The organism is Microbacterium invictum, assembly GCF_034421375.1.
GTDB classification, from domain to species: domain Bacteria; phylum Actinomycetota; class Actinomycetes; order Actinomycetales; family Microbacteriaceae; genus Microbacterium; species Microbacterium invictum_A.
Map to the genome: position 1 here is coordinate 2,103,499 of NZ_CP139779.1, position 21,409 is coordinate 2,124,907.

Here is a 21,409-nt window from a genome sequence, read left to right on the forward strand (position 1 = left end):
AACATCGCCGAAAAGCGCCGCGCCTAGAATCGGCGACCTACACTCGGCGGAGGGGGTGTCCGTGACCGTCACGACCGATCTCGGCTCTCAGACGCCGGCCGTCGCCGAGGCGCTGGAGGTGCTGCAGGGCCGCCGCGTGGCGATCCTCACCGGCGCGGGGGTGTCCACCGACTCGGGGATCCCCGACTATCGCGGCGAGGGAGCGCCGGTGCGCACCCCGATGACCGCTCAGGAGTTCCTCGGCGACGTCGCCGCCCGGCGGCGCTACTGGGTGGGTTCCCACCTCGGCTGGCGCGCCTTCGCCGCGGCGAGTCCGAACCCCGGGCACACCGCGATCGCCGACCTCGAGCACCGCGGCATCGCCGCTGGGGTGGTCACCCAGAACGTCGACGGTCTGCACGTGCGGGCGGGGAGCCGGCGTGTCGTCGAGCTGCACGGCACGATGCGGCGGGTCTTCTGCACGCACTGCGGCCAGGTGTTCGACCGTCGCGACCTCGCCGCGCGGGTGGAGCGCGACAACCCGTGGCTGACCGTGCCCGATGCGGTCCCCCTCGGACCGGACGGCGATGTCGTCCCGTCGGCGACGGAGGGATTCGTCCTCCCCGACTGCACGGTGTGCGGCGGCATGCTCAAACCCGACGTGGTCTTCTTCGGCGAGTTCGTCCCGGCGGAGAAGTTCCGCGAGGCGGAGCAGCTCGTCCGCAGCGCGGACGCGCTGCTGATCGCCGGCTCGTCGCTGGTGGTCAATTCCGGCATCCGCCTGCTCGAACGCGCGCGCCGCCGGCGGCTTCCCGTCGTCATCGTCAATCGGGGCCAGACGCGCGGCGACGCACGCGCCACGGTGAAGATCGACGCCGGCACCTCGCCGGTGCTGCGGTTCCTCGCCGACAACCTCCCCGATCCGTCGCCCCGCTGAGAGCGGACCGTCAGCCGGGCCCGGGTACGCTCGTGCAGTGAGCTCACTGATCATGGTCCGCCACGGCGAGACCGAATGGAATCGGGCCGGGCGCATCCAGGGGCTCACCGACATCCCGTTGAACGACACGGGGCGCGCGCAGGCCCGACGGGCCGCGGAGGACCTGCGCGACGAGCTCAGGGCCGCCGGTGCGGATGCCGCGGACGACGCCGTCATCGTGTCCAGCGATCTGGCGCGGGCCGCCGAGACCGCGGACATCATCGCCGCGGCACTGGGGCTCGGCACCCCACGCCGCTATGCCGGTCTGCGCGAGCGCGCGTACGGGGAGGCCGAGGGTCTTCTCACCGAGGAGTTCCAGCGCCGGTGGGGGCCGTGGCACCTGGCGGACGTCCCCGGCGCCGAGACACGCCACGACCTTCGCGGCCGCGCCCTCGAGGCGCTCGCCCTCGCGAGGCACGACGCCGTTGACGCCCACACGGTCGCCGTCGCCGATCTCCGCCTCATCGTGGTCGCTCACGGAGCACTCATCCGCGAGGTCATCGGTCACGCTACCGACGACCGGCTGCCTGAGCCCGGCGTGCGGCTTCCGAACGGCTCGCTCCACCGCTTCGCGGTCGAGGACGATGCGCTCCGCCTCGTGATGCCGCTCGACGTCACCCGCTGAGGTCGGCGCGGTCCAGCACCGAACGAGCATGCCGGAGCACCGGCTCATCGATCATGCGCCCCTCGTAGGTGAACACCCCGGGCCGTCCCTCGGCGGCGGCGAGGACACCGCGCGCCCACGCGATCGTCGCCTCGTCGGGTCGGTAGGCCTCACGGATCACCGGTACCTGCGACGGGTGGATGCACGCCGTGGCGGTGAAGCCCGATGCCGCGGCGTCGGCCGCCTCGCGCCGGAGGCCCTTGACGTCGCCGATGTCGAGATGGACGGCGTCGACCGCGGCCTTGCCCTGCGAGCCCGCCGCCAGCAGCACGCGCGCCCGGGCGTACCGGGCGATGTCGCGGTAGCGGCCGTTGGATCTGCGACTGGACGTGCCGCGGAGGCTCGCCACGAGGTCTTCGGCTCCCCACATCAGGCCCATCACCTGGTCGTGGGCCGCGAGCTTGTCCGCCGCCGCCACTCCGCGGGCGGTCTCGCAGAGGGCGATGATCGAGAACCGCCTGTCGATGGCGCGCAGCGCCTTGGTGCTCTCGGCCTTGGCCACCATCACGGTGCGATAGTCGGTCTGGGACAGGGTGGCCATGTCGGAGGCGAAGGCCTCGGTCCCGACCGGGTTCACCCGCACGATGACCCGGGACGGATCGAGGTCGGCGTCGATCAGGGCGCCCCGGGCCGCGGTCCTGCGGTCGGGTCCGACGGCATCCTCGAGGTCGAGGATGACCGCATCCGCGCGGTCCAGCGCCTTGACGAAGCGTTCGGGGCGATCGGCGGGACAGAACAGGAGAGCCGGCGCGGGCAGCATCCCTCTCACCCCTCCTCTGCGATCGTCGGAGCCGACGTTCCCGACGTGCGGACGGCATCCTCGCACCACATCAGCGCGACCCGGGTGGCGGTGGCGACGACGACCCCGTCCTGATTGCGCCCGGTGTGGCGCATCGTGACGATTCCCTGTCCGGGGCGGGACGCCGAGCGCCGCGCCTGGAGGATCTCGGTCTCGGTGTAGAGCGTGTCACCGTGGCGGAGCGGCGCGGGGAAGGTCACATCGCTCATCCCGAGTTGCGCGACCAGAGTTCCCAGGGTCAGCTGCGACACCGATGCCCCGACCATCGTCGACAGCGTCCACATCGAGTTGACCAGGCGCTCCCCGAAGGAGCTGTCGGCGGCCCACGCCGCATCGAGGTGGAGAGGCTGCGCGTTCATCGTCAGCGCCGAGAACAGCACGTTGTCGGTCTCGGTCGCCGTCCGCCCGGGCCGGTGCAGGTAACGGGCGCCCACCTCGATCTGGTCGAAATACAGTCCGCGCTGAAGGATGCCGGCGCGCTCTGTCCCGGTCTGGTTCGGGCCGGGCTGTACCGGGCCGGGATGTACGGGGCCGGGCTGTTCTGGGTCGTCGTTCACGATGCCGCTCACGCTACCCGCCGAGTCCCAGTGCCCGCGAGATCACCAGCAGCTGCACCTCGGTCGTGCCCTCGCCGACCTCGAGGATCTTCGAGTCGCGATAGTGCCTGGCCACCGGGTACTCGTTCATGAAGCCGTTGCCCCCGAAGATCTGCGTCGCATCGCGGGCGTTGTCCATCGCGGCGTCGCTCGCGGTGACCTTGGCGATGGCCGCCGCGGTCTTGAACGGCTTCCCCGCGTCCCGCAGCCGGGCGGCGTGAAGCCAGGCGAGTCGGGCGTTGTGGACGCGCGCCTGCATCCGGGCGAGCATGAACTGGATCCCCTGCCGGCTCGCCAGCGGCGCAGCGAAGACCGTACGCGACCGGGCGTAATCGACGGATGCCTCCAGGCACCCCTCGGCTGCGCCGGTGGCGAGCGCGGCGATGGCGATGCGTCCCTCATCGAGGATGTGCAGGAAGTTCGCGAATCCCCGCCCCTCCTCGCCGAGCAGGTGCGAGGCGGGGACGCGCACGTCGGTGAACGTCAGCGGATGGGTGTCGGACGCCCGCCATCCCACCTTGTCGTAGCCGTGCTCGACCGTGAACCCGGGCGTCCCGTGGGGGACGATGATCGTGGAGATCTGCTTACGGCCGCCACTCTCGCCGGTGACGGCGGTGACGGTGACGAACCGCGTGATGTCGGTGCCGGAGTTGGTGATGAACTGCTTCGACCCGTTGATCACCCACTCGTCGCCGTCACGACGCCCCGTCGTGCGGGTGGCCCCGGCGTCCGAACCCGCCTCGGGTTCGGTCAGCCCGAATCCGGCGAGCGCCCGTCCGGCGAGGAGATCGGGGAGGTACTCGGCCCGCTGCGCGTCGGTGCCGAACCGGTGGATCGGCATGGCCCCGAGGCTCACGCCGGCTTCGAGGGTGATCGCGATCGACTGGTCGACGCGGGCGAGCGCCTCGATCGCGAGGCACAGGGCGACGTAGTCCCCGCCCTGTCCGCCGACCTCCTCCGGGAACGGCAGACCGAACAGTCCCATCTCCCCCATCTGCGCCACCACATCCAGCGGCAGGGTGTGCGTGCGGTCGGCCTCGTACGAGACGGGCGCGACGACCTCGTCGGCGAACTCGCGCACCAGCTGGGCCAGTTCGAGCTCGGTCTCCTCGAGGGCGTACTCACTCAGTGGAATCGTCATGCTGGTCCTCCTCGACCTCCGCGACCGTCTGATCGCGGTTCACCTGGTCGCCGATCGCGACATGGATGCGGACGGCGCCGTCATGGGGCGCGACCGCGATGTGCTCCATCTTCATCGCCTCGATGCTCACGAGCCGGTCCCCTGCGGCGACCCGTGATCCGTCCGGGACGTGCACGGCCACGACCGTTCCCGGCATCGGGGCGCGCACCTGAGGGTCCACGGCCGAGACGTGCCGGGACCGCGCCGCGAGGCGCCGCGTCATCGCCTCGTGGCGGTCGATGGGTGTCAGCCGATGCGTGACCCCGTCCCGCCAGGTCCACACCGCGGCGTCCGGCCCCCGCACGGCGACGACCTCGGAGGCGCCCGCCGCGTCCGTCCGGCGCGTGGAGACCACGTCCCCGCCGTCGACGAGGAAGGACACGGTCTCGGCCGCCGCCGGGCGTCCGGCGCGCCATCCGCGCAGGTTCCGCCAGACAGCGCCCGCCCCACCGCTCTGCCCGACGGGCGGTACCTCATCGTCGATCGCCCGGAGCACCGCGGCCGCGGCCGCGAGCTCGGCCTCATCCGGCGACGAGGCCTCGAGCACCGGCATCCGGTCGATGATGCCGGTGTCGAGGTCGCCGACCCTGACGTCGTCTCGGGCGAGCAGGGACCGCAGGAACGCCACGTTCGTCTCGACCCCGGCGATGACGGTCGACGCCAGGGCCGCGTCCAGCGCCCGCAGCGCCTGGGTGCGGTCGTCGGCGTGGGCGATGACCTTCGCGATCATCGGGTCGTAGTCGGCGGTCACGCGCGATCCGATCTCGATCGCCGCGTCGGTCCGGATCCCCCGGGCGGGGCGCCACACGAGGATCTCCCCCACCGACGGCACGAAGTCCCGCTCGGGGCTCTCGGCGTACACGCGCGCCTCGACGGCATGGCCGCGCAGGCGCACCTGGTCCTGCGTGAACGAGAGCGGCATGCCCGCCGCGATGCGCAGCTGCTCGGCGACGAGGTCGATGCCGGTGACCTCCTCGGTGACGGGATGCTCGACCTGCAGACGGGTGTTCATCTCGATGAAGAAGAACTCGTCCGGACGCGCGGCGGCGACGAGGAACTCCACCGTTCCGGCACCCCGGTAGTCCACGCTCGCCGCCGCGGCGCATGCCGCCCGGCCGAGACGCTCACGCGTCCGCGGGTCGACGGCCGGGGAAGGCGCCTCCTCGATGACCTTCTGGTGCCGGCGCTGCAGCGTGCACTCCCGTTCGCCGAGGTGCACCACGGCGCCGTGGTCGTCGGCGAGCACCTGCACCTCGATGTGGCGAGGGCGCTCGAGCAGTCGCTCCAGGAGCAGCGTGTCGTCGCCGAACGCGGCGCGCGCCACGCGCCGCGCGCTGTCCAGGGCCGCGGGCAGGTCGTCGGCGGCGCGGACGACCTGCATGCCCTTGCCACCGCCTCCGGCGGACGGCTTGACCAGCAGGGGGAACCCGGTCGCCTCGGCGGCCCGGGCGATCTCGGCGTCATTCATCCCCGCGGCCGAGAACCCGGGAACGGTCGGCACGCCGGATCCGGCGACGTGCTCCTTCGCCCGGATCTTGTCGCCCATGACCTCGAGGGCGCGCTCGCCCGGACCGATGAAGACGATGCCCGCCTGGGCGCACGCTCGCGCGAAGGTCACGTTCTCGGAGAGGAAGCCGTACCCCGGGTGGATCGCCTCGGCGCCGGACTGCCGGGCCGCGGCGATCACGGCGTCGATGTCGAGATACGACGCGGTCGCGGCTGCGGGACCGATCCGGACCGCCTCGTCCGCCTCGCGCACGTGCGGAGCATCGGCGTCGGCGTCGCTGTAGACGGCCACGGCGCGGATACCGAGGGCGCGCAGCGTCCGGATGACGCGGCGGGCGATCTCACCGCGGTTGGCCACCAGGACGCTGCCGAAGATGGTCGCGGGGTGCTCGAGGGTCATGGGGCTCACATCCGGAAGACGCCGAACTGCGGCGTCGGCAGCGGGGTGCGGCTGACGACATCGAGGGCGAGTCCCAGGATGTCGCGGGTGTCGGCGGGATCGATGACGCCGTCGTCCCATAGTCGGGCTGTGGCGTAGTAGGGGCTGCCCTGCTCGTCGTACCGCGCGCGGATCGGCGCCTCGAAGGCCTCCTGGTCGGCCGGGGTCCACTCTTCTCCGCGTGCGTCGAGCTGATCGCGCTTGACCGTGCCGAGGACGGCCGCGGCCTGGGTTCCGCCCATGACCGAGATGCGGCTCGCCGGCCAGCTCCACAGAAAACGGGGCGAGTACGCCCGGCCGCACATCGAGTAGTTGCCCGCGCCGAAGGATCCGCCGATGATCACCGTGAGCTTCGGCACCCGCGTGGTGGCCACCGCGGTGACCATCTTCGCCCCGTCTTTCGCGATGCCTCCCGCCTCAGCCTCGCGACCCACCATGAAGCCGGTGATGTTCTGCAGGAACACCAGCGGCGTCCCGCGCTGGTCGCACAGTTCGATGAAGTGGGCGCCCTTCTGCGCCGATTCGGAGAAGAGGACGCCGTTGTTGGCGACGATGCCGACGGGGTGACCGTGGATCCGGGCGAAACCGGTGACGAGGGTCTCGCCGTACTCGCGCTTGAACTCGTGGAAGTCGCTGCCGTCGACCAGGCGCGCGATGACCTCGCGCACGTCGTACGGCTGGTTGACGTCCACGGGCACGACGCCGTACAGCTCCGCGGGGTCGGCCGCGGGCGCGACGGACGGGATCACCGGCCACACCGGACCGGCTTCTGCGGGCAGGGTCGCGACGATGTCGCGGACGATCTCCAGGGCGTGCTCGTCGTCCTCGGCGAGATGATCGACGACACCGGACCGACGTGCGTGCAGCTCGCCGCCGCCCAGCTCCTCGGGAGTGACGACCTCGCCGATGGCGGCTTTCACCAGCGGCGGTCCGCCGAGGAAGATCGTCCCCTGGCCGCGGACGATCACCGTCTCGTCGCTCATCGCCGGCACGTAGGCGCCGCCGGCGGTGCACGACCCGAGGACCGCGGCGATCTGCGGGATTCCCGCGGCGGAGAGCCGAGCCTGGTTGAAGAAGATGCGTCCGAAGTGGTCACGGTCGGGGAAGACCTCATCCTGCATGGGAAGGAACGCACCGCCCGAATCGACCAGATACACGCACGGGAGCCGGTTCTCCAGGGCGATCTCCTGCGCGCGCAGGTGCTTCTTCACCGTGAGCGGGAAGTACGTCCCCCCTTTGACGGTGGCGTCGTTGCAGACGACCATCACGTGCCGTCCGTGGACGAGACCGATCCCGGCGACGACCCCGGCCGCCGGAGCCTCGCCGCCGTACAGTCCGTCCGCCGCCAGCGGTGCGACCTCCAGGAACGGACTCCCCGCGTCCAGGAGGCGGTCGACACGGTCTCGGGGCAGGAGCTTGCCCCGGGCGATATGGCGCTCCCGCGACGAGACCGGTCCCCCGAGCGCGGCTTCGGCCAGGCGGCGGCGGAGGTCGTCGGCGAGGCCGCGCTGCGCCGCCTCGGCGCGCCGGAAGCGGTCATCCCGACGCACAGTGGTGCTGAGCCTGGCCATGTCATCTCCGTCGACGTCACGATCCGGTCACGCCCGTTGTCGGCGCGTGGCGGGGGCGGTTAGTGTGCGTTAACCGAGCTTTCACGTTAGCGGGGATTAACTGAAATGGCAAGCACCACCGGCCGCGATCGGGCGAAGGCCGACCGGCACTCCGCCCTCCTCGCCGAGGCGGCGCGTCTGTTCGCCGAGCGCGGGTTCACCGGCGTCAGTCTGGAGGATCTCGGAGCTGCGGTCGGTGTGAGCGGCCCGGCGATCTATCGCCACTTCGCCAACAAGCAGGCGCTGCTGGGCGCCATCCTGATCGGCGTGAGCGAACGGCTCCGTGACGGCGGCCGGACGGTGATCGACAGAACGGATGACGCCGTCTCGCGTCTTTCGCAGCTGGTGGCGTTCCACGTGGATTTCGCCCTCACCGATGCCGATGTCATCCGCGTGCAGGACCGCGACCTCGCCAGTCTCGGCGAGGAGGATCGCCGCACGGTCCGGCGCCTGCAGCGCGAGTACGTCGAGATGTGGATCGGCGTCCTCGCGGCGGTGCACCCGGAGCGCCCGGAACAGGATCTCCGCGTGCGCGCGCACGCCTGCTTCGGCCTGATCAACTCCACGCCGCACAGCATCCGGACCGGTCAGGGTTCCCTCGACCAGACGGATGTCCGCGCAATCCTGACCGAGATGGCCGAGGCCGCCCTGGCCGTCTGAGGGGTATTCTCTCTGCAAGATGCGTGAGACCCCCGAAGAAGAGGCCCTCAGTTCACGCCGCGACTTCCTCAAGGTCGGCGGCCTGGCAGCGGCCGGCTTCGCCGTGGGCGGTGCGACCGGTGCCGTCGGCGGCGCCGCGGTCGGCCACGCCGCGGGCGTCCGGGAAGGGGCGCAGGAGCTGCCCGCCCTCACGGCGCGTTCCGAGCCCGGCTTCGATCACATCGTGGTGTTCATGGGCGAGAACCGCTCCTTCGACAACATGCTCGGGTGGCTCTACACGCCCGACACGCTCCCCGAGCGCTCGACGTTCGACGGGCTCGCCTTCGGCGACTACGCGAACCTCTCCCCCCGGGGCGATCGCGTCGCGGCGCACGTGTACTCCGGCGCGACGGATGTCGTGATGGGTCTTCCCAACCCCGATCCGGGCGAGGAGTTCCCTCACGTCAACACGCAGCTGTTCGAACGCGTCGATCCCGCCGGCAATGCCACCGCCCAGGTCGGCCAGATGGGGTCGCCGTTCAACGCTCCCCCGCCCGGAACCGATCCGACGATGGGCGGCTTCCTCCAGGACTATTGGAACAACTTCACCCGTCTGCGCAACGGCACCGAGCCCACGCTCGAAGAGGCCTCCCAGATCATGGGCGGCTTCTCTCCCGAGCAGCTGCCGGTGCTGTCGACGCTGGCCCGGGAGTTCGCCGTCTTCGACGCCTGGTTCGCGGGTGTGCCGTCGCAGACGTACTGCAACCGCTCGTTCTTCCACGCCTCGACCTCGCACGGCTTCGTGACGAACAAGCACGGCGGCGGATACGACAAGTGGTTGAACGCCCCCGAGACACCCACCATCTTCAACCGCCTGGAGGAGGCGGGGCTGTCGTGGAAGATCTACTTCGACGAGATGCAGCTGGTGTCGTTGACCGGTGTGCTCCACGCTCCGGTGCTGGAGAAATACTGGCGCACCGAGCACTTCGCCTTCATGCCGGAGTTCTATCGCGATGCCAAGAACGGCACCCTTCCCGCCTATGCGTTCATCGAGCCGCGTCTGGCCTACAACCACAACGACTTCCACCCGCCCTTCGGCGTCTACCGGTCGAGCGAGGTGGACGGCCGGCTCGTCATCGACTCGGCCGTGTCGGACGTGCGCGCCGGTGAGAAGCTGGTGGCGAGCATCTACGACGCCATCCGCACCAGCGCGAGCACCACGGGATCCAACGCGATGAACACGCTGCTGCTCATCACCTTCGATGAGCACGGCGGCACCTACGACCACGTCCCCCCACCCCGTGCGGTGCCGCCGGTGGAGGGCGCCGAGCCGGGGGAGATGGGTTTCGCCTTCGATCGGCTCGGCGGTCGTGTTCCTGCGATCGCGGTGTCGGCGTACACCCGGGTGGGCACCGTCATCAACGACGAGATGCACCACGGGTCGGTCATCGCGACCCTCGCCCGCCGCCACGGGCTGCAGCCGCTGAACCGACGCGATGCGGGGGCGAACACGCTGTTCTCGGTGCTGAACCTCAGCAAGCCCCGCCATCCGGCGACCTGGCCGACCGTGCACCCGATGTACCACCCGCCGAACCCGCAGGCTGACGAACCGATCGACGTGACCTCGTCTCCGCATAAGGACAAGCCGCTCAGCCCCCCGGGACGGGGGCTCCTCGGCCTCCTCCAGGCGCGCTACGGCGAGGGGGCGCAGGGCGAGCCGCAGACCTACGCCGAGGCCTACGACTACCTGCGACGGCGCGGGAGCGGTCTGTTCACCAAGGCGTGACCCCGACCCCGTCATCCCCGCCTTCTCCGTCACCCCAGGAGCATCGCCCGCCCGGGTTCTCGAAGCACCGCACCCACGTCGGCCAGGAACCGTGAGCCCTGCTCGCCGTCTACGAGACGGTGATCGAAGGACAGCGCCAGCGTGACGACGTCGCGGAGCGCGATCTGTCCGCGATGCTCCCAGGGCTGTCGACGCACCGCGCCGATGGCCAGGATCCCCGCCTCGCCCGGATTGAGGATCGGAGTACCGGCATCCACCCCGAACACCCCGACGTTGGTGATCGAGAAGGTGCCGCCGCGCATCGCCTCGGGCGGGGTCTTCCCGGCGCGCGCCGTGACCGCGAGGTCGCGGATCGCGTCGGCGAGGGCGGGAAGGGTCAACCGGTCGGCATCACGGATGTTCGGGACGACGAGCCCGCGTTCGGTGGCAGCCGCGATCCCGAGGTTCACGCCGTGATACTGCACGATCTCGCCGCTGTCCGCGTCCCAGCGGGAGTTGAGGCCGGGGTGATGGCGGAGCGCGAGACAGACGGCCTTCGCCGCGACGGCGAGCACGCCGATGCGGTGGTCGGCGAGCGCGCGGTCCTCGCGCAGGGATGCCACGAGCTCGACGGTCTCGGTCATGTCGACCGTCAGGAACACCGTGACATGAGGGGCGGTGAAGGCGCTTCGCACCATGGCCTCGGCGGTGTGCTTGCGCACGCCGCGGATGGGGATCCGGGTCTCCCCGGTGCCTGTGTCCTCGCGGCTGCGGACCGTGTCCTCGCGGCTGCGGACCGCGGCCTCGGACTCGGGCGTGCGCGTGATCGTCTCGGCGTAGCCGCGGACGTCGTCGCGGGTGATGAGGCCGCCCTCCCCCGTCCCGGTCACCAGCGCGATGTCGACGCCGAGGTCTTTGGCGAGCCTGCGGACCGGCGGGGTCGACCGGGGTCGCTCCTGCAGCGGCTCGGTCTCGATCACACGGATGTCGTCGTGCGGCGCCGCCGCGAGCACGGCGGTGTCGGTCGCTGCCGTGCGCGGGGTCGAGGACGCCATCCGCGGCCGGCGACGGGGCCGGGAGTCGCCGCGGGGCGCCACGCCGTAGCCGACGAGGTTCGGACCGGCGACGTCATCGGACGGGGCGTCGTCGGTGGCGGCATCATGGGCCGGGGCGGCGCCCGCCCCGCGCTCGGCGCCGACCTCGAACGAGATCAGGGGCGAACCGACCTCGACGACGTCCCCCGCTGCGGCGTGGAGGACCTGGACGACACCGGCGTGGGGAGACGGCAGCTCGACGACGGCCTTGGCGGTCTCGACCTCGGCGATCGTCTGGTTCAGAGCGACCCGGTCGCCCTCGGCCACGAGCCACTGCACGAGCTCTGCCTCCGGCAGCCCCTCGCCGAGATCGGGAAGACGGAACTCCTGGATCACAGCTCCACCCCCGTCAAGCTGTTCGGTCGATCGAGCACCCGGTCGACGGCGTCGAGGATGCGGTCGAGGTCCGGAACGTGGTGCTTCTCGAGTTTTGCGGGCGGGTAGGGGATGTCGTGCCCCGTGACCCGCACCGGCGGCGACTCGAGGTAGTGGAAGCAGCGCTCGGTCACGCTGGCGACGAGCTCGGCGCCCACCCCGGCCTCGCGAGCGGCCTCGTGGGTGATCACGACGCGACCGGTCTTGCGCACCGACGCGCCGATCGTGCGGTGATCCAGCGGCGACAGCGAGCGCAGGTCGATGACTTCGAGCGAGATGCCGTCCTCCTCCGCCGCCAGCGCGGCATCCAGAGCCGTGATCACCTGCGCGCCGTAGGTCAGGACGGTGGCGTCCGTGCCCTCCCGGGCGACCCGGGCGAGACCCATGGGCGGGGCGTCGGCGGGATCGACGTCGAGGTCGACGTCACCCTTGGCGTGGTAGAGCCGCTTGGGCTCGAAGTAGACCACCGGGTCGTCCGAGGCGATCGCCTGACGCAGCATGAGGTAGGCGTCCTGCGGATTGGACACCGCGACCACGCGGAGACCGGAGGTGTGGACGAAGTACGCCTCGGGCGACTCGGAGTGGTGCTCGGCGGCGCCGACACCCCCCGCCCACGGGATGCGGATCGTCAGCGGCATCCGCACGTTCCCGCGGGTGCGGTAGTGGAGCTTCGCGACCTGGCAGACGATCTGGTCGAACGCGGGGTAGACGAAGCCGTCGAACTGGATCTCCACCACCGGCCGGAAGCCGCGCAGGGCGAGCCCCACGGCGGTGCCGACAATGCCCGACTCGGCCAGCGGGGTGTCGATGACCCGCTGCGCGCCGAACTCCTCTTGCAGGCGATCGGTGACGCGGAAGACGCCGCCGAGCTTGCCGATGTCCTCCCCCATCACCAGCACCTTGGGGTCATCCGCCATGGCGCGGCGCAGACCCTCGTTGATGGCCTTCGCCATCGTCAGCTGCACCATGTCAGGCCCCCTGCGCCGTGGCGAAGCCGTCGAGGTAGGCGGCGTAGGCGGCACGCTGCTCGTCGATGCCCGTGTGAGGCTCGGCGTAGACGTCGTCGAAGATCGACAGCGCCGGCCGGGTCACCGCTCCCATCGCGGCCTCGCGCACCGCGGCGGCCAGAGCGTCGGCGTCCGCGCCGACGCCGGCTACGAAGGCGTCGTCGAACGCGCCCTCGGCGCGCAGCAGCGCCTCCACGCGGTCGATCGGATCACGGCGGCGCCAGATCTCGACCTCCTCCTTGTCGCGGTAGCGGGTGGGGTCGTCCGAGGTGGTGTGCGGACCCATGCGATAGGTCACCGCTTCGAGGAAGACCGGGCCCCGCCCCCTGCGCGCGTGATCGGTCGCCCAGCGCATCGCGGCGAGGCAGGCGAGCACGTCGTTGCCGTCCACTCGCATGCTGGGAATGCCGAACCCCGGGGCGCGCCCCGCGATGGGGAATCGGGCCTGCACGCTGACCGGCTCCGAGATCGCCCACTGGTTGTTCGTGCAGACGAAGACCACCGGAGCGCCGAACGACGCCGCGAACACCATGGCCTCGTTCACGTCGCCCTGGCTGGTGGCACCGTCGCCGAAGTAGGCGGCGGCCACCTGATCGCCACCGTCGCGCTGAACACCCATGGCGTAGCCGACGGCGTGGAGCGACTGGGCTCCGATGATGATCTGCTGAGTCGCGGTGTGGAGCTCGTAGGGGTCGTAGGTGGAGTGCCCCTCGCCCCGCCAGGCGAGGACGTAATCGGAGGGCTTGCCGCCCCGCGCGAAGACGACGCCGGTCTCGCGGTAGCTCGGGAAGGCGAAATCGTCCGCGCGGAGCGCCCGGGCGGTGCCGATCTGGGTCGCCTCCTGACCCCGGCACGGCGGCCACAGGCCCAGCTGCCCCTGCCGCTGGAGGGCGACGCCCTCGTCGTCGATGCGGCGCAGCAGCACCATGTCACGGTAGAGCCGCCGGATGGCGGCGGTATCGACGTCGGCGATCCATTCCTGCAGATCCGGATCGGCGACTCGTTCGCCGCCGGGGCTCAGCAGGCGAGCGACGTCGTCCACATCGGTGGCCGGATCGGCCGTGGGGTTCAGGGTGTGCACCGTTGTCATCCCTCCTCGAGGCGACACTCTCGTGAAGCGTCGCGCGTGAGTCGCCGGCAGCGTCGCCGACAAGCCCGAGGCTACCCGTTCTGTCACCTAGCTCAAGCATCTTCGTGATCATTGAGCAACATGCGCAGACGACTGACACCGCACCTGCTAATGTTTCGCACTATGAGCACTCTCGATCACGTCGATCTCGAGCTCCTCGCCGCTCTCTCCGACGATCCCCGGGCCACGGTGGTCGCGCTCGCGGAGCGACTGGGCCTCTCGCGCAACACCGTCCAGGCCCGGATGTCGCGACTCGAGCGCACCGGCGTGTTCCTCTCCTACGAACGGGCCATCTCGCCGGACGCGCTCGGCTTTCCGATCGAGGCGTTCCTGAGTGTCACGGTGCGCCAGGCGGATCTGCCCCGCATCACCGCCGAACTCGCACGCGTGCCCGAGATCGTGCAGGTCCACGGCCTGAGCGGTCAGGTCGACCTGCTGGTCCGCGTGGCCTGTCGCGACACCCAGCACCTCTTCGACACCGACGCCCGGATCCTCGCGATCGAGGGTGTCGAGCGCACCGAGACCTCCCTGGTCATGGGAGAGGTCATCGGCTATCGCGTACGGCCCCTCATGGAGCTGGCACGACGGGAATCGTAGGGGCTGCCGCTCGCCGACCTGCGGGCGACGCCGCATCGAGGCGGACGAGGATCACCCCGACGAGAATCAGCGCGCCACCGACGAACTGGACCGGAGCGGGGATCTCGGAGAGGAAGACCCACGCGAACGCCAGGGCGAACAGCACCTCGGACAGTCCGACGAAGGACGCCACGCGGGAGCCGGTGCGCGGCACCGCCATCACTCCTAACGCGTAACCCACGGTGGTCGCCACCGCGGCGACCCACAGAAGAGGCAGCCACCACGCCACCTCGGCACCCGCGAGGGTGACGGTCACGGGGGGCGCCTGGAAGGGCAGGATGCCGGTGGCGCACAGTACCGCCATCACCAGGCCGCCGAACAGCAATCCCGCGGCCGCCAAGGCGAGGGGCGGGAGGTCGTCGCCGGCGCGCTCGGCGATGACGAAGTACGCGCACACGCAGACCGCCGCACCCAGCGCGAAGAGCACGCCGACCGGGTCGAACGCGGCGCCGGAGACATCCACCACGAGCACCAGACCCACGACGGCGACGACCGAACCCGCGAGCACGAGCGTCGAGGGTCGCCGGCGGGTGCGGATCCAGACCGCGACGACGAGCATCACCGGAGCGAGGTACTGGATGAGGAGCGCCACCGCGACCGGCATCCGCTGCATCGCGGAGAAGAAGAGCAGCTGGCAGCCGAGCACGGGCATCAGGCCGAAGCCGACGATGAGGAGCCAGTGGCGGCGCAGGAACCCGGGCTGACGGCGGATCGCCCGCACCAGCGCCGGCGACAGTACGAGGGCGGCGAGGCCCATCCGGACCAGCAGCGCGGCACCGAGCGACCAGCCGGCCTCCAGCAGCGGCTTCATGAACGGGCCGCTCGAGGAGAACGCGAGCGCGGAGGCCAGTGCCATCACCAGGCCCGTCGTCGCCACCCGCGACGCGGCCGCGGGAACGCCCAGCGGAAGGACGGGGAGCGGGGCGGTCGCGGTCATCGGATCATCCGTCCGTCAGGAGTCAAGCATGCGTACACTGGTGACACTAGCGGCGTGCAATGTCAGGAGTCAACATGGTTTTCATCCATGACACGGAGCAGTCGCTGCGCGCGGCCTCGTACCTGGTGAACACGCTGCCCGGTTTCGACGGAGAAGACCGGATGCGCACGGTCGACGATCTCGTCGACTACCTCGCGGTGAATCCGTACACCGGCGACATCGCGCGCGAAGAAAAGACTGTTGCAGAACTCCGCGACGTGCGCGAGCGACTCCGAGCACTGTGGGATGTCGATCGCGACGAGGCCGTGCCGCTGGTGAACGCGATGCTCCACGATGGCGGAGCACTCCCCCGACTCGTCCAGCACGACGGGTACGGCTGGCACATCCACGCCACGCCCGATGATGCGCCCCTTGCGACACGTGTCCTCGTCGAAGCGGCGATGGCCTTCGTGGACGTCATCCGAGCCGATGCCTACGACCGCGTGCGCATCTGCGCGGCACACGACTGCGAGTCCGTGTACGTCGACTACTCGCGAAACGGCTCCAAGCGCTACTGCGACACCGGGAACTGCGGCAACCGGATGAATGTCAGCGCGTACCGGCAGCGGAAGGCGCAAGAAAGCGACTGATCGCGGCCGCAGCGGCTCCGGGGGTCTCGTAGTGGATCAGGTGCCCCACCTCGGGGATCTCGACCAGCTCCGCCCGCGGGAACAGTGTCTGCAGCCGTCGCTGTGCGGCCAGAGGGGTGATGTCGTCGCGCTCGGCGACGATGAGAAGTGTCGGCTGTGCGATCGCGGGCGCGAAGGCACGCACGTCGTTGCCGACGGAGGTCTCGAAGGCCTCGCGGAGGACGTCGCGGTCGGCGAACCGCGAGAAGTACCGATCGTGCTGGTCGTGGATGTAGCGGCGGAGGTCGCGGCGGCGCGTCTTGGCCATCGCCACGCTCATGCCGCGGACGATCGCTCGCTGACGGAGGATCCACTCGCCGGCCGGCCGGGGCAGGCGGGCGCCCAGGCGGTAGTAGAGCACGGCGAGGCGGGTGAGGATGCCGCGCGGTCCCTCCAGTGCCGGCGCGCCGATGGGGTTGATGAGGACGAGCCGGGACGTCGGCAGTCCTCCCGCCACGGCGGCCGAGGCGACGATCGACCCGAACGAGTGCCCGAGGATGACCGCCGCCGGCGCCACGGCGGCATGCACCTCGATGAGCCAGGACCGATAGGCGTCGATGTCGTGCCGCCGCCCGGGAAGCGGGGTCGACTCGCCGAACCCCGGAAGGTCGGGGACGATGAACCGGACCTCCGGGAGAAGAGCGACGATCGAGGCCAGACCGTGGTGGTCGCCGCGGAACCCGTGGACCGCGAGTACCGTGACGTCGGCGTCAGAGGGCCCGTAGGTCCAATAGGCGGTCTCGCCGCCGAGGATCTCGATCCGGTCCCCCTCGGGGACCGCCGCGCGCGGAGCGGGGACCTCGGGGTGCGGAATCGACACGTTCGAGTCTAACCGGCAGCCGATGTCGGGACCGGCGCGTACGGTTCCGAGCCATGACGATCCCTCGCCCCGCTTCCGATCCCGCCGCGCCGACGCCGGTCCCCCTGCGCGGCGACCCGCCGCCCTGGCTTCGCGTCGTGGGCGTGTTCGATCTGGAGACCACCGGGGTGGACGTGCGCTCCGACAGGGTGGTCACCGGGCACGTCGGACTGCTGGATGCCACGGGTGCGGCCGTCTGCGGACGATCCTGGCGGGCCGACCCGGGTGTGGAGATCCCCGCGGCGGCGACCGCGGTGCACGGGATCTCCACGGCTGAGGCCCGCGCCACGGGGCGTCCCGCGGCGGAGGTGGTCGCCGAGATCGTCGGGTGCCTTCGCGGCATCCTCGACGCGGGCATCCCGGTGGTCGCCTACAACGCCGCGTACGACTTCTCCCTGCTGCGGCACGAAGCGCTGCGACACGGCGTCGCGCCGCTCGATCATCCGTCCCCCGTGTTCGATCCCCTCGTCATCGATCGGCACGTCGATCGGTACCGCAGAGGCAAGCGCACGCTCGACAGGGTCGCGGCGCACTACGCGGTGAGCCTCGACGCCGCCCACGAGGCCGCCGCCGACGCTCGGGCAGCGGGACGTGTGGCGCAGGCCCTGGGGCGACGGTACCGTGGCCTGCTCCCGCCGACCGCCCGTGCGATCCACGTCGAGCAGATCGCCTGGGCGCGCGATCAGGCCGCCAGCCTCACCGAGTACTTCGTGAGGATCGGCCGCATCGACCCCGCGGACGAGGTCGACGGCACGTGGCCGGTGCGGTGACGCGCGAAAAAGCCCCCGACCACGGTCGAGGGCTTCTTCCGACGGCTCAGCGGCCGCCGAAGTTCTTGAAGCGCTGGTTGAACTTCTCGACGCGGCCGGCCGAGTCCAGGATGCGCTGCTTACCCGTGTAGAACGGGTGCGAGGCCGACGAGATCTCCACGTCGATCACGGGGTACTCGACGCCGTCGAGCTCGATCGTCTTGTCGCTGGTGACGGTGGAACGGGTGAGGAAGGTCTCGCCCGAGCCGAGGTCGCGGAACACGACCGCGCGGTAGTCGGGGTGGATGTCAGTCTTCATGGGAATCCTTGCGGGAGCGACGGAAAGTCTTCGGTGCGAGAGCACCAGCGAGCGAGTCTACCAGGCGTCGACGCGGTCTGCCGAACCGCGCTCTTCCGGAGGCCGGAGGTGGCGTCACCGAGCGGCGCGCGCGGTGAAGCGGCCATCCTCTTCGCGCAGCACGATCGGGGTGCCGAACGTCTCGGTCAGCGTCTCCCCCGTCAGCGCCTCGGCGAGGGGTCCTGCCGCGACCGCCCGCCCCTCGCGCAGCAGCAGCACGTGGGTGAAGCCCACCGGGATCTCCTCAACGTGATGGGTCACCATCACCATCGCCGGCGTGGTCGGCGCCTGTGCGTATCCTCCGAGAAGCGTGAGCAGCTCTTCACGCGCACCGAGGTCGAGGCTCGCGGTCGGCTCGTCGAGGAGGAGGAGCTCGGGGTCGGTCATGATCGAGCGGGCGATCTGCACCCGCTTCTGCTCGCCGTCGGACAGCGTGCCGAACGTGCGATCGGCGAGCTCCTCCAGACGCCATTCGGCGAGGACGCGCAGAGCGCGCCGTTCGTCGATGTCCTCGTAGTCCTCGCGCCAGCGTCCGACGACCGAGAACGCCGCGGTCAGGACGACGTTCAGCACCGTCTCGTCCCCGGGGATCCGACGCGCCATGGCGCTCGAGGCGAAGCCGATGCGCGGCCGTAGTTCGAACACGTCCGTGCGGCCCAGGCGTTCGCCGAGGATCGTCACCGTCCCCGAGGTCGGGTGGATCAGGGTGTCGGCGAGCTGCAGGATCGTCGTCTTCCCTGCGCCGTTGGGGCCGAGGACCACCCACCGCTGATCATCGCTGACCTCCCAGTCGAGACGGTCGATGATGTCACGGGCGTTCCTGCGGACGACGACGTCGGAGAACTCCAGCACCTGCGGCATGACCCCAGCCTATCGGCCGGGCCTGGTCGCTCACGGCGCCGCGGCGACCTCCCGGTACAGAGCCGCCGTCTGGGCGGCGATGCTCTGCCAGCTGAAGTCGGCGATCGCCCGGCGACGCCCGGCTTCTCCCCACTCGCGCGCGCGGGCGGGGTCGCTGACCACTTCGGTGAGCGCGGCGGCGAGATCGGCGACGAACCGGTCGGGATCCAGCGGCGTTCCCGTGCCGTCATCCATCTGCTCGATCGGGACCAGCCGCCCCGTGACCCCGTCCACGACGACCTCGGGGATGCCTCCGGTGGCGGTGCCGACCACGGCGGCGCCGCATGCCATGGCCTCGAGGTTCACGATCCCGAGAGGCTCGTACACCGAGGGGCAGACGAACGCGGTGGCCGCGGTGAGCACCGTACACAGTTCGTGTCGCGAGAGCAGGCGGTCCAGCCACACCACGCCGTCACGCGTCTCTTGCAGCCCGCGGACGAGCCCCTCGACCTCGGCCATGATCTGCGGGGTGTCCGGAGCCCCCGCGCAGAGGACCAGCTGCACCTCCGGCGGCAGCTGCGCGGCCGCCCGCAGCAGGTAGGGCAGGCCTTTCTGGCGGGTGATGCGTCCGACGAAGACGACCGACGGTCGTGCCGGATCCACGCCCAGGCTCTGCAGCATCGACTCATCGGCCACCGGGTGCCAGCCATCGGTGTCGATCCCGTTGTAGATCACCCGGACCTTCCCGGGATCGACGGCGGGATAGCTGCGGAGGATGTCCGCGCGCATGCCCTCGCTCACCGCCACGATGGCCGCAGCGTGCTCGTACGCCACCCGCTCCACCCAGCTCGAGACCGCGTACCCCCCGCCGAGCTGCTCGGCCTTCCACGGACGGAGTGGTTCGAGGCTGTGGGCGGTGAGCACGTGCGGGATCCCGTGGAGGAGCGACGAGAGGTGCCCGGCGAAGTTGGCGTACCAGGTGTGGCTGTGCACGACGTCGGCCCCGCCGACATCCGTCACGATCTCGAGGTCGGTGCCGAGGGTCTGGACGGCCGCGTTGGCAGCGCCCAGTTCGGCCGGCACCCGGTAGGAGGTGGTGTCGGCCTCGTCGCGGTCGGCACCGAAGGCACGGACGCGCACATCCACGGCCTCGCCGCCGCCTCCGGCCCGCAGCGCCCGGACCAGTTCGGTCACGTGCACTCCGGCGCCGCCGTAGATCTCCGGCGGGTACTCCTTGGTGATCATGTCCACGCGCATGGGTCGAAACCTAGTACACGCGGGCATCTGTGGACAGTCGCTGGGTTCCCGCGCGAAACCGGGCCTAGGGTGGTGCCATGCCTGCAGCGCCGAAGGTCTTCGGAATCATCCTCGCCGGCGGCGAGGGGAAGCGACTCATGCCCCTGACCGCCGACCGCGCCAAGCCCGCCGTGCCGTTCGGCGGCCAGTACCGGCTGATCGATTTCGCCATATCGAATCTGATCAACTCCGGGCTTCGGCAGATCGTCGTCCTCACGCAGTACAAGTCCCACAGCCTCGACCGGCACGTGTCCCAGACGTGGCGGATGTCCGCCTTGCTGGACTCCTATGTCGCGTCGGTGCCCGCGCAGCAGAGACTCGGGAAGCGGTGGTTCTCGGGGTCGGCCGACGCGATCCTGCAGAGCCTGAACCTGATCAACGACGAGCAGCCCGACATCGTCATCGTGATCGGCGCCGACCACGTGTACCGGATGGATTTCCGGCAGATGCTCGCCGCCCATATCGAATCGGGCGCTCGGGCCACGGTGGCCGGCATCCGCCAGCCGATCTCGCTGGCCGACCAGTTCGGTGTGATCGACGTCGATTCCGACGACCCCAGCCGGATCCGCGACTTCCTCGAGAAGCCGCAGCAGCCCCAGGGCCTCGCCGACGCACCCGATCAGGTGCTCGCCTCGATGGGCAACTACATCTTCGACGCCGACGCGCTGATCGAGGCCGTCGAGGCCGACGGCGAGATCCCCACCTCCAATCACGACATGGGTGGCGACATCGTGCCCTACTTCGTCGGTCGCGGCGAGGCGGGCGTGTACGACATGGTCCGCAACGACGTGCCGGGATCGAACGACCGCGACCGGTCGTACTGGCGGGACGTCGGGACGATCGATTCGTTCTTCGAGGCCCACCAGGACCTGATCTCGACCCTGCCCATCTTCAACCTGTACAACATGCAGTGGCCGATCCACTCGCAGGCGGTCAACTCCCCGCCTGCGAAGTTCGTCCGCGACTCCGTGGGCCGCATCGGCAACTCCATCGATTCGATCGTGTCGCTCGGGTCCGTCCTCTCGGGAACCCATCTCGAGCGCAGTGTCGTGGGTCCGTGGACGCTCGCCGCGGGGGGATCGACGATCACGGACGCCGTGCTGTTCGATCACGTGCAGGTGGGCGCCGGCGCGCGGATCCATCGTGCGATCCTCGACAAGAACGTCGTCATGGCCGACGGCGCCACGGTGGGGGTCGACCGAGAACGCGACATCGCCCGCGGATTCACCGTCACCGACAGCGGGATCACCGTCGTCGGCAAGGGCGTCTTCGTCGATCGGTGACCTGTCGGGCCGCCGCTACGGTGGA

The 21,409-nt window shown here is 70.5% G+C and carries 21 protein-coding genes; 8 read left to right on the forward strand and 13 right to left on the reverse strand.

What is annotated here, in order from left to right; genetic code table 11:
* Positions 1-61: 61 nt before the first annotated feature.
* Both T9R20_RS10185 and T9R20_RS10190 read left to right on the forward strand, forming a co-directional pair.
* Positions 62-916, forward strand: coding sequence for a Sir2 family NAD-dependent protein deacetylase (locus T9R20_RS10185; protein ID WP_322409202.1), 855 nt, complete (start codon positions 62-64; stop codon positions 914-916).
* 37 nt (positions 917-953) lie between these two features.
* A complete protein-coding gene (locus T9R20_RS10190) occupies positions 954-1,580 on the forward strand; it encodes a histidine phosphatase family protein (RefSeq protein ID WP_322409203.1) in 627 nt (208 codons plus the stop codon).
* Here T9R20_RS10190 and T9R20_RS10195 read toward each other — a convergent pair.
* The 5 genes from T9R20_RS10195 to T9R20_RS10215 form a co-directional block, all read right to left on the reverse strand.
* A complete protein-coding gene (locus T9R20_RS10195; protein ID WP_322409204.1) occupies positions 1,570-2,379 on the reverse strand; it encodes a CoA ester lyase in 810 nt (269 codons plus the stop codon). The genes T9R20_RS10190 and T9R20_RS10195 overlap by 11 nt on opposite strands.
* 5 nt (positions 2,380-2,384) lie before the next feature.
* Positions 2,385-2,888, reverse strand: a complete 504-nt coding sequence (locus tag T9R20_RS10200; RefSeq protein WP_322412156.1) for a MaoC family dehydratase — start codon at positions 2,886-2,888, stop codon at positions 2,385-2,387.
* 100 nt (positions 2,889-2,988) lie between these two features.
* On the reverse strand, positions 2,989-4,155 hold the full coding sequence (locus T9R20_RS10205; RefSeq protein WP_322409205.1) for an acyl-CoA dehydrogenase family protein: 1,167 nt from the start codon (positions 4,153-4,155) through the stop codon (positions 2,989-2,991).
* Entirely contained in the window at positions 4,136-6,100 is a 1,965-nt protein-coding gene (locus tag T9R20_RS10210) for an acetyl/propionyl/methylcrotonyl-CoA carboxylase subunit alpha (RefSeq protein ID WP_322409206.1), read from the reverse strand. The genes T9R20_RS10205 and T9R20_RS10210 overlap by 20 nt, the downstream gene beginning before the upstream one ends.
* Before the next feature lie 5 nt (positions 6,101-6,105).
* Positions 6,106-7,710: a carboxyl transferase domain-containing protein gene (locus T9R20_RS10215; protein WP_322409207.1), complete on the reverse strand. Its 1,605-nt coding sequence runs from the start codon at positions 7,708-7,710 to the stop codon at positions 6,106-6,108.
* Between the two features lie 105 nt (positions 7,711-7,815).
* Between T9R20_RS10215 and T9R20_RS10220 the strand changes: the two genes are divergently transcribed.
* Positions 7,816-8,409: a TetR/AcrR family transcriptional regulator gene (locus T9R20_RS10220; RefSeq protein WP_322409208.1), complete on the forward strand. Its 594-nt coding sequence runs from the start codon at positions 7,816-7,818 to the stop codon at positions 8,407-8,409.
* Positions 8,410-8,428: 19 nt separating this feature from the next.
* Positions 8,429-10,174, forward strand: a complete 1,746-nt coding sequence (locus tag T9R20_RS10225; protein ID WP_322409209.1) for an alkaline phosphatase family protein — start codon at positions 8,429-8,431, stop codon at positions 10,172-10,174.
* Between the two features lie 29 nt (positions 10,175-10,203).
* Here T9R20_RS10225 and T9R20_RS10230 read toward each other — a convergent pair whose 3' ends face one another.
* From T9R20_RS10230 to pdhA, 3 genes are read right to left on the reverse strand one after another with little or no spacing between them, the layout of a single operon-like run.
* Entirely contained in the window at positions 10,204-11,583 is a 1,380-nt protein-coding gene (locus T9R20_RS10230; RefSeq protein ID WP_322409210.1) for a dihydrolipoamide acetyltransferase family protein, read from the reverse strand.
* Positions 11,580-12,590, reverse strand: coding sequence for an alpha-ketoacid dehydrogenase subunit beta (locus T9R20_RS10235; RefSeq protein ID WP_322409211.1), 1,011 nt, complete (start codon positions 12,588-12,590; stop codon positions 11,580-11,582). Before T9R20_RS10235 ends, T9R20_RS10230 begins: the two co-directional genes overlap by 4 nt.
* Before the next feature lies 1 nt (position 12,591).
* Positions 12,592-13,719: a pyruvate dehydrogenase (acetyl-transferring) E1 component subunit alpha gene (gene pdhA, locus T9R20_RS10240; protein WP_322409212.1), complete on the reverse strand. Its 1,128-nt coding sequence runs from the start codon at positions 13,717-13,719 to the stop codon at positions 12,592-12,594.
* 162 nt (positions 13,720-13,881) lie between these two features.
* Here pdhA and T9R20_RS10245 point away from each other — a divergent pair, with 162 nt between their 5' ends.
* Complete coding sequence (locus tag T9R20_RS10245) at positions 13,882-14,355, forward strand: Lrp/AsnC family transcriptional regulator (RefSeq protein ID WP_322409213.1); 474 nt, start codon at positions 13,882-13,884, stop codon at positions 14,353-14,355.
* On the opposite strand, the gene T9R20_RS10250 is transcribed toward T9R20_RS10245, so the two are convergent.
* Complete coding sequence (locus T9R20_RS10250) at positions 14,327-15,331, reverse strand: DMT family transporter (RefSeq protein WP_322409214.1); 1,005 nt, start codon at positions 15,329-15,331, stop codon at positions 14,327-14,329. The two genes, T9R20_RS10245 and T9R20_RS10250, sit on opposite strands and share 29 nt — an antisense overlap.
* Before the next feature lie 74 nt (positions 15,332-15,405).
* On the opposite strand from T9R20_RS10250, the gene T9R20_RS10255 reads away from it, so the two are divergent.
* Positions 15,406-15,960, forward strand: a complete 555-nt coding sequence (locus T9R20_RS10255; RefSeq protein WP_322409215.1) for a CGNR zinc finger domain-containing protein — start codon at positions 15,406-15,408, stop codon at positions 15,958-15,960.
* Here the strand turns inward: T9R20_RS10255 and T9R20_RS10260 are convergent.
* A complete protein-coding gene (locus T9R20_RS10260; RefSeq protein ID WP_416182895.1) occupies positions 15,920-16,819 on the reverse strand; it encodes an alpha/beta fold hydrolase in 900 nt (299 codons plus the stop codon). The two genes, T9R20_RS10255 and T9R20_RS10260, sit on opposite strands and share 41 nt — an antisense overlap.
* Positions 16,820-16,872: 53 nt before the next feature.
* On the opposite strand from T9R20_RS10260, the gene T9R20_RS10265 reads away from it, so the two are divergent.
* Positions 16,873-17,628 carry an exonuclease domain-containing protein gene (locus tag T9R20_RS10265; protein WP_322409216.1) on the forward strand — a complete coding sequence of 252 codons (756 nt, stop codon included), beginning with the start codon at positions 16,873-16,875 and terminating at the stop codon, positions 17,626-17,628.
* 46 nt (positions 17,629-17,674) lie between these two features.
* Here T9R20_RS10265 and T9R20_RS10270 read toward each other — a convergent pair whose 3' ends face one another.
* The 3 genes from T9R20_RS10270 to glgA all read right to left on the reverse strand — a co-directional run bounded on the left by T9R20_RS10270 (position 17,675) and on the right by glgA (position 20,062).
* Positions 17,675-17,926 carry a type B 50S ribosomal protein L31 gene (locus tag T9R20_RS10270; RefSeq protein ID WP_124293105.1) on the reverse strand — a complete coding sequence of 84 codons (252 nt, stop codon included), beginning with the start codon at positions 17,924-17,926 and terminating at the stop codon, positions 17,675-17,677.
* Between the two features lie 114 nt (positions 17,927-18,040).
* Positions 18,041-18,826, reverse strand: coding sequence for an ABC transporter ATP-binding protein (locus T9R20_RS10275; RefSeq protein ID WP_322409217.1), 786 nt, complete (start codon positions 18,824-18,826; stop codon positions 18,041-18,043).
* Positions 18,827-18,856: 30 nt separating this feature from the next.
* The gene (glgA, locus tag T9R20_RS10280) at positions 18,857-20,062 is read right to left on the reverse strand and encodes a glycogen synthase (RefSeq protein WP_322409218.1); all 1,206 of its coding nucleotides are present in this window, start codon (positions 20,060-20,062) and stop codon (positions 18,857-18,859) included.
* A 77-nt stretch (positions 20,063-20,139) separates the two neighbouring features.
* Between glgA and T9R20_RS10285 the strand changes: the two genes are divergently transcribed.
* Positions 20,140-21,384, forward strand: coding sequence for a glucose-1-phosphate adenylyltransferase (locus T9R20_RS10285; protein WP_322409219.1), 1,245 nt, complete (start codon positions 20,140-20,142; stop codon positions 21,382-21,384).
* Positions 21,385-21,409: the final 25 nt, after the last annotated feature.

Excerpts from the sequence above, each read along its gene's own strand:
- T9R20_RS10195 (WP_322409204.1), bottom strand. The coding sequence starts at position 2,379 with ATGCTGCCCGCGCCGGCTCTCCTGTTCTGTCCCGCCGATCGCCCCGAA.
- T9R20_RS10205 (WP_322409205.1), bottom strand. The coding sequence starts at position 4,155 with ATGACGATTCCACTGAGTGAGTACGCCCTCGAGGAGACCGAGCTCGAA.
- T9R20_RS10210 (WP_322409206.1), bottom strand. The coding sequence starts at position 6,100 with ATGACCCTCGAGCACCCCGCGACCATCTTCGGCAGCGTCCTGGTGGCC.
- T9R20_RS10215 (WP_322409207.1), bottom strand. The coding sequence starts at position 7,710 with ATGGCCAGGCTCAGCACCACTGTGCGTCGGGATGACCGCTTCCGGCGC.
- T9R20_RS10220 (WP_322409208.1), top strand. The coding sequence starts at position 7,816 with ATGGCAAGCACCACCGGCCGCGATCGGGCGAAGGCCGACCGGCACTCC.
- T9R20_RS10225 (WP_322409209.1), top strand. The coding sequence starts at position 8,429 with ATGCGTGAGACCCCCGAAGAAGAGGCCCTCAGTTCACGCCGCGACTTC.
- T9R20_RS10235 (WP_322409211.1), bottom strand. The coding sequence starts at position 12,590 with ATGGTGCAGCTGACGATGGCGAAGGCCATCAACGAGGGTCTGCGCCGC.
- pdhA (WP_322409212.1), bottom strand. The coding sequence starts at position 13,719 with ATGACAACGGTGCACACCCTGAACCCCACGGCCGATCCGGCCACCGAT.
- T9R20_RS10245 (WP_322409213.1), top strand. The coding sequence starts at position 13,882 with ATGAGCACTCTCGATCACGTCGATCTCGAGCTCCTCGCCGCTCTCTCC.
- T9R20_RS10250 (WP_322409214.1), bottom strand. The coding sequence starts at position 15,331 with ATGACCGCGACCGCCCCGCTCCCCGTCCTTCCGCTGGGCGTTCCCGCG.
- T9R20_RS10255 (WP_322409215.1), top strand. The coding sequence starts at position 15,406 with ATGGTTTTCATCCATGACACGGAGCAGTCGCTGCGCGCGGCCTCGTAC.
- T9R20_RS10265 (WP_322409216.1), top strand. The coding sequence starts at position 16,873 with ATGACGATCCCTCGCCCCGCTTCCGATCCCGCCGCGCCGACGCCGGTC.
- T9R20_RS10270 (WP_124293105.1), bottom strand. The coding sequence starts at position 17,926 with ATGAAGACTGACATCCACCCCGACTACCGCGCGGTCGTGTTCCGCGAC.
- T9R20_RS10275 (WP_322409217.1), bottom strand. The coding sequence starts at position 18,826 with ATGCCGCAGGTGCTGGAGTTCTCCGACGTCGTCGTCCGCAGGAACGCC.
- glgA (WP_322409218.1), bottom strand. The coding sequence starts at position 20,062 with ATGCGCGTGGACATGATCACCAAGGAGTACCCGCCGGAGATCTACGGC.
- T9R20_RS10285 (WP_322409219.1), top strand. The coding sequence starts at position 20,140 with ATGCCTGCAGCGCCGAAGGTCTTCGGAATCATCCTCGCCGGCGGCGAG.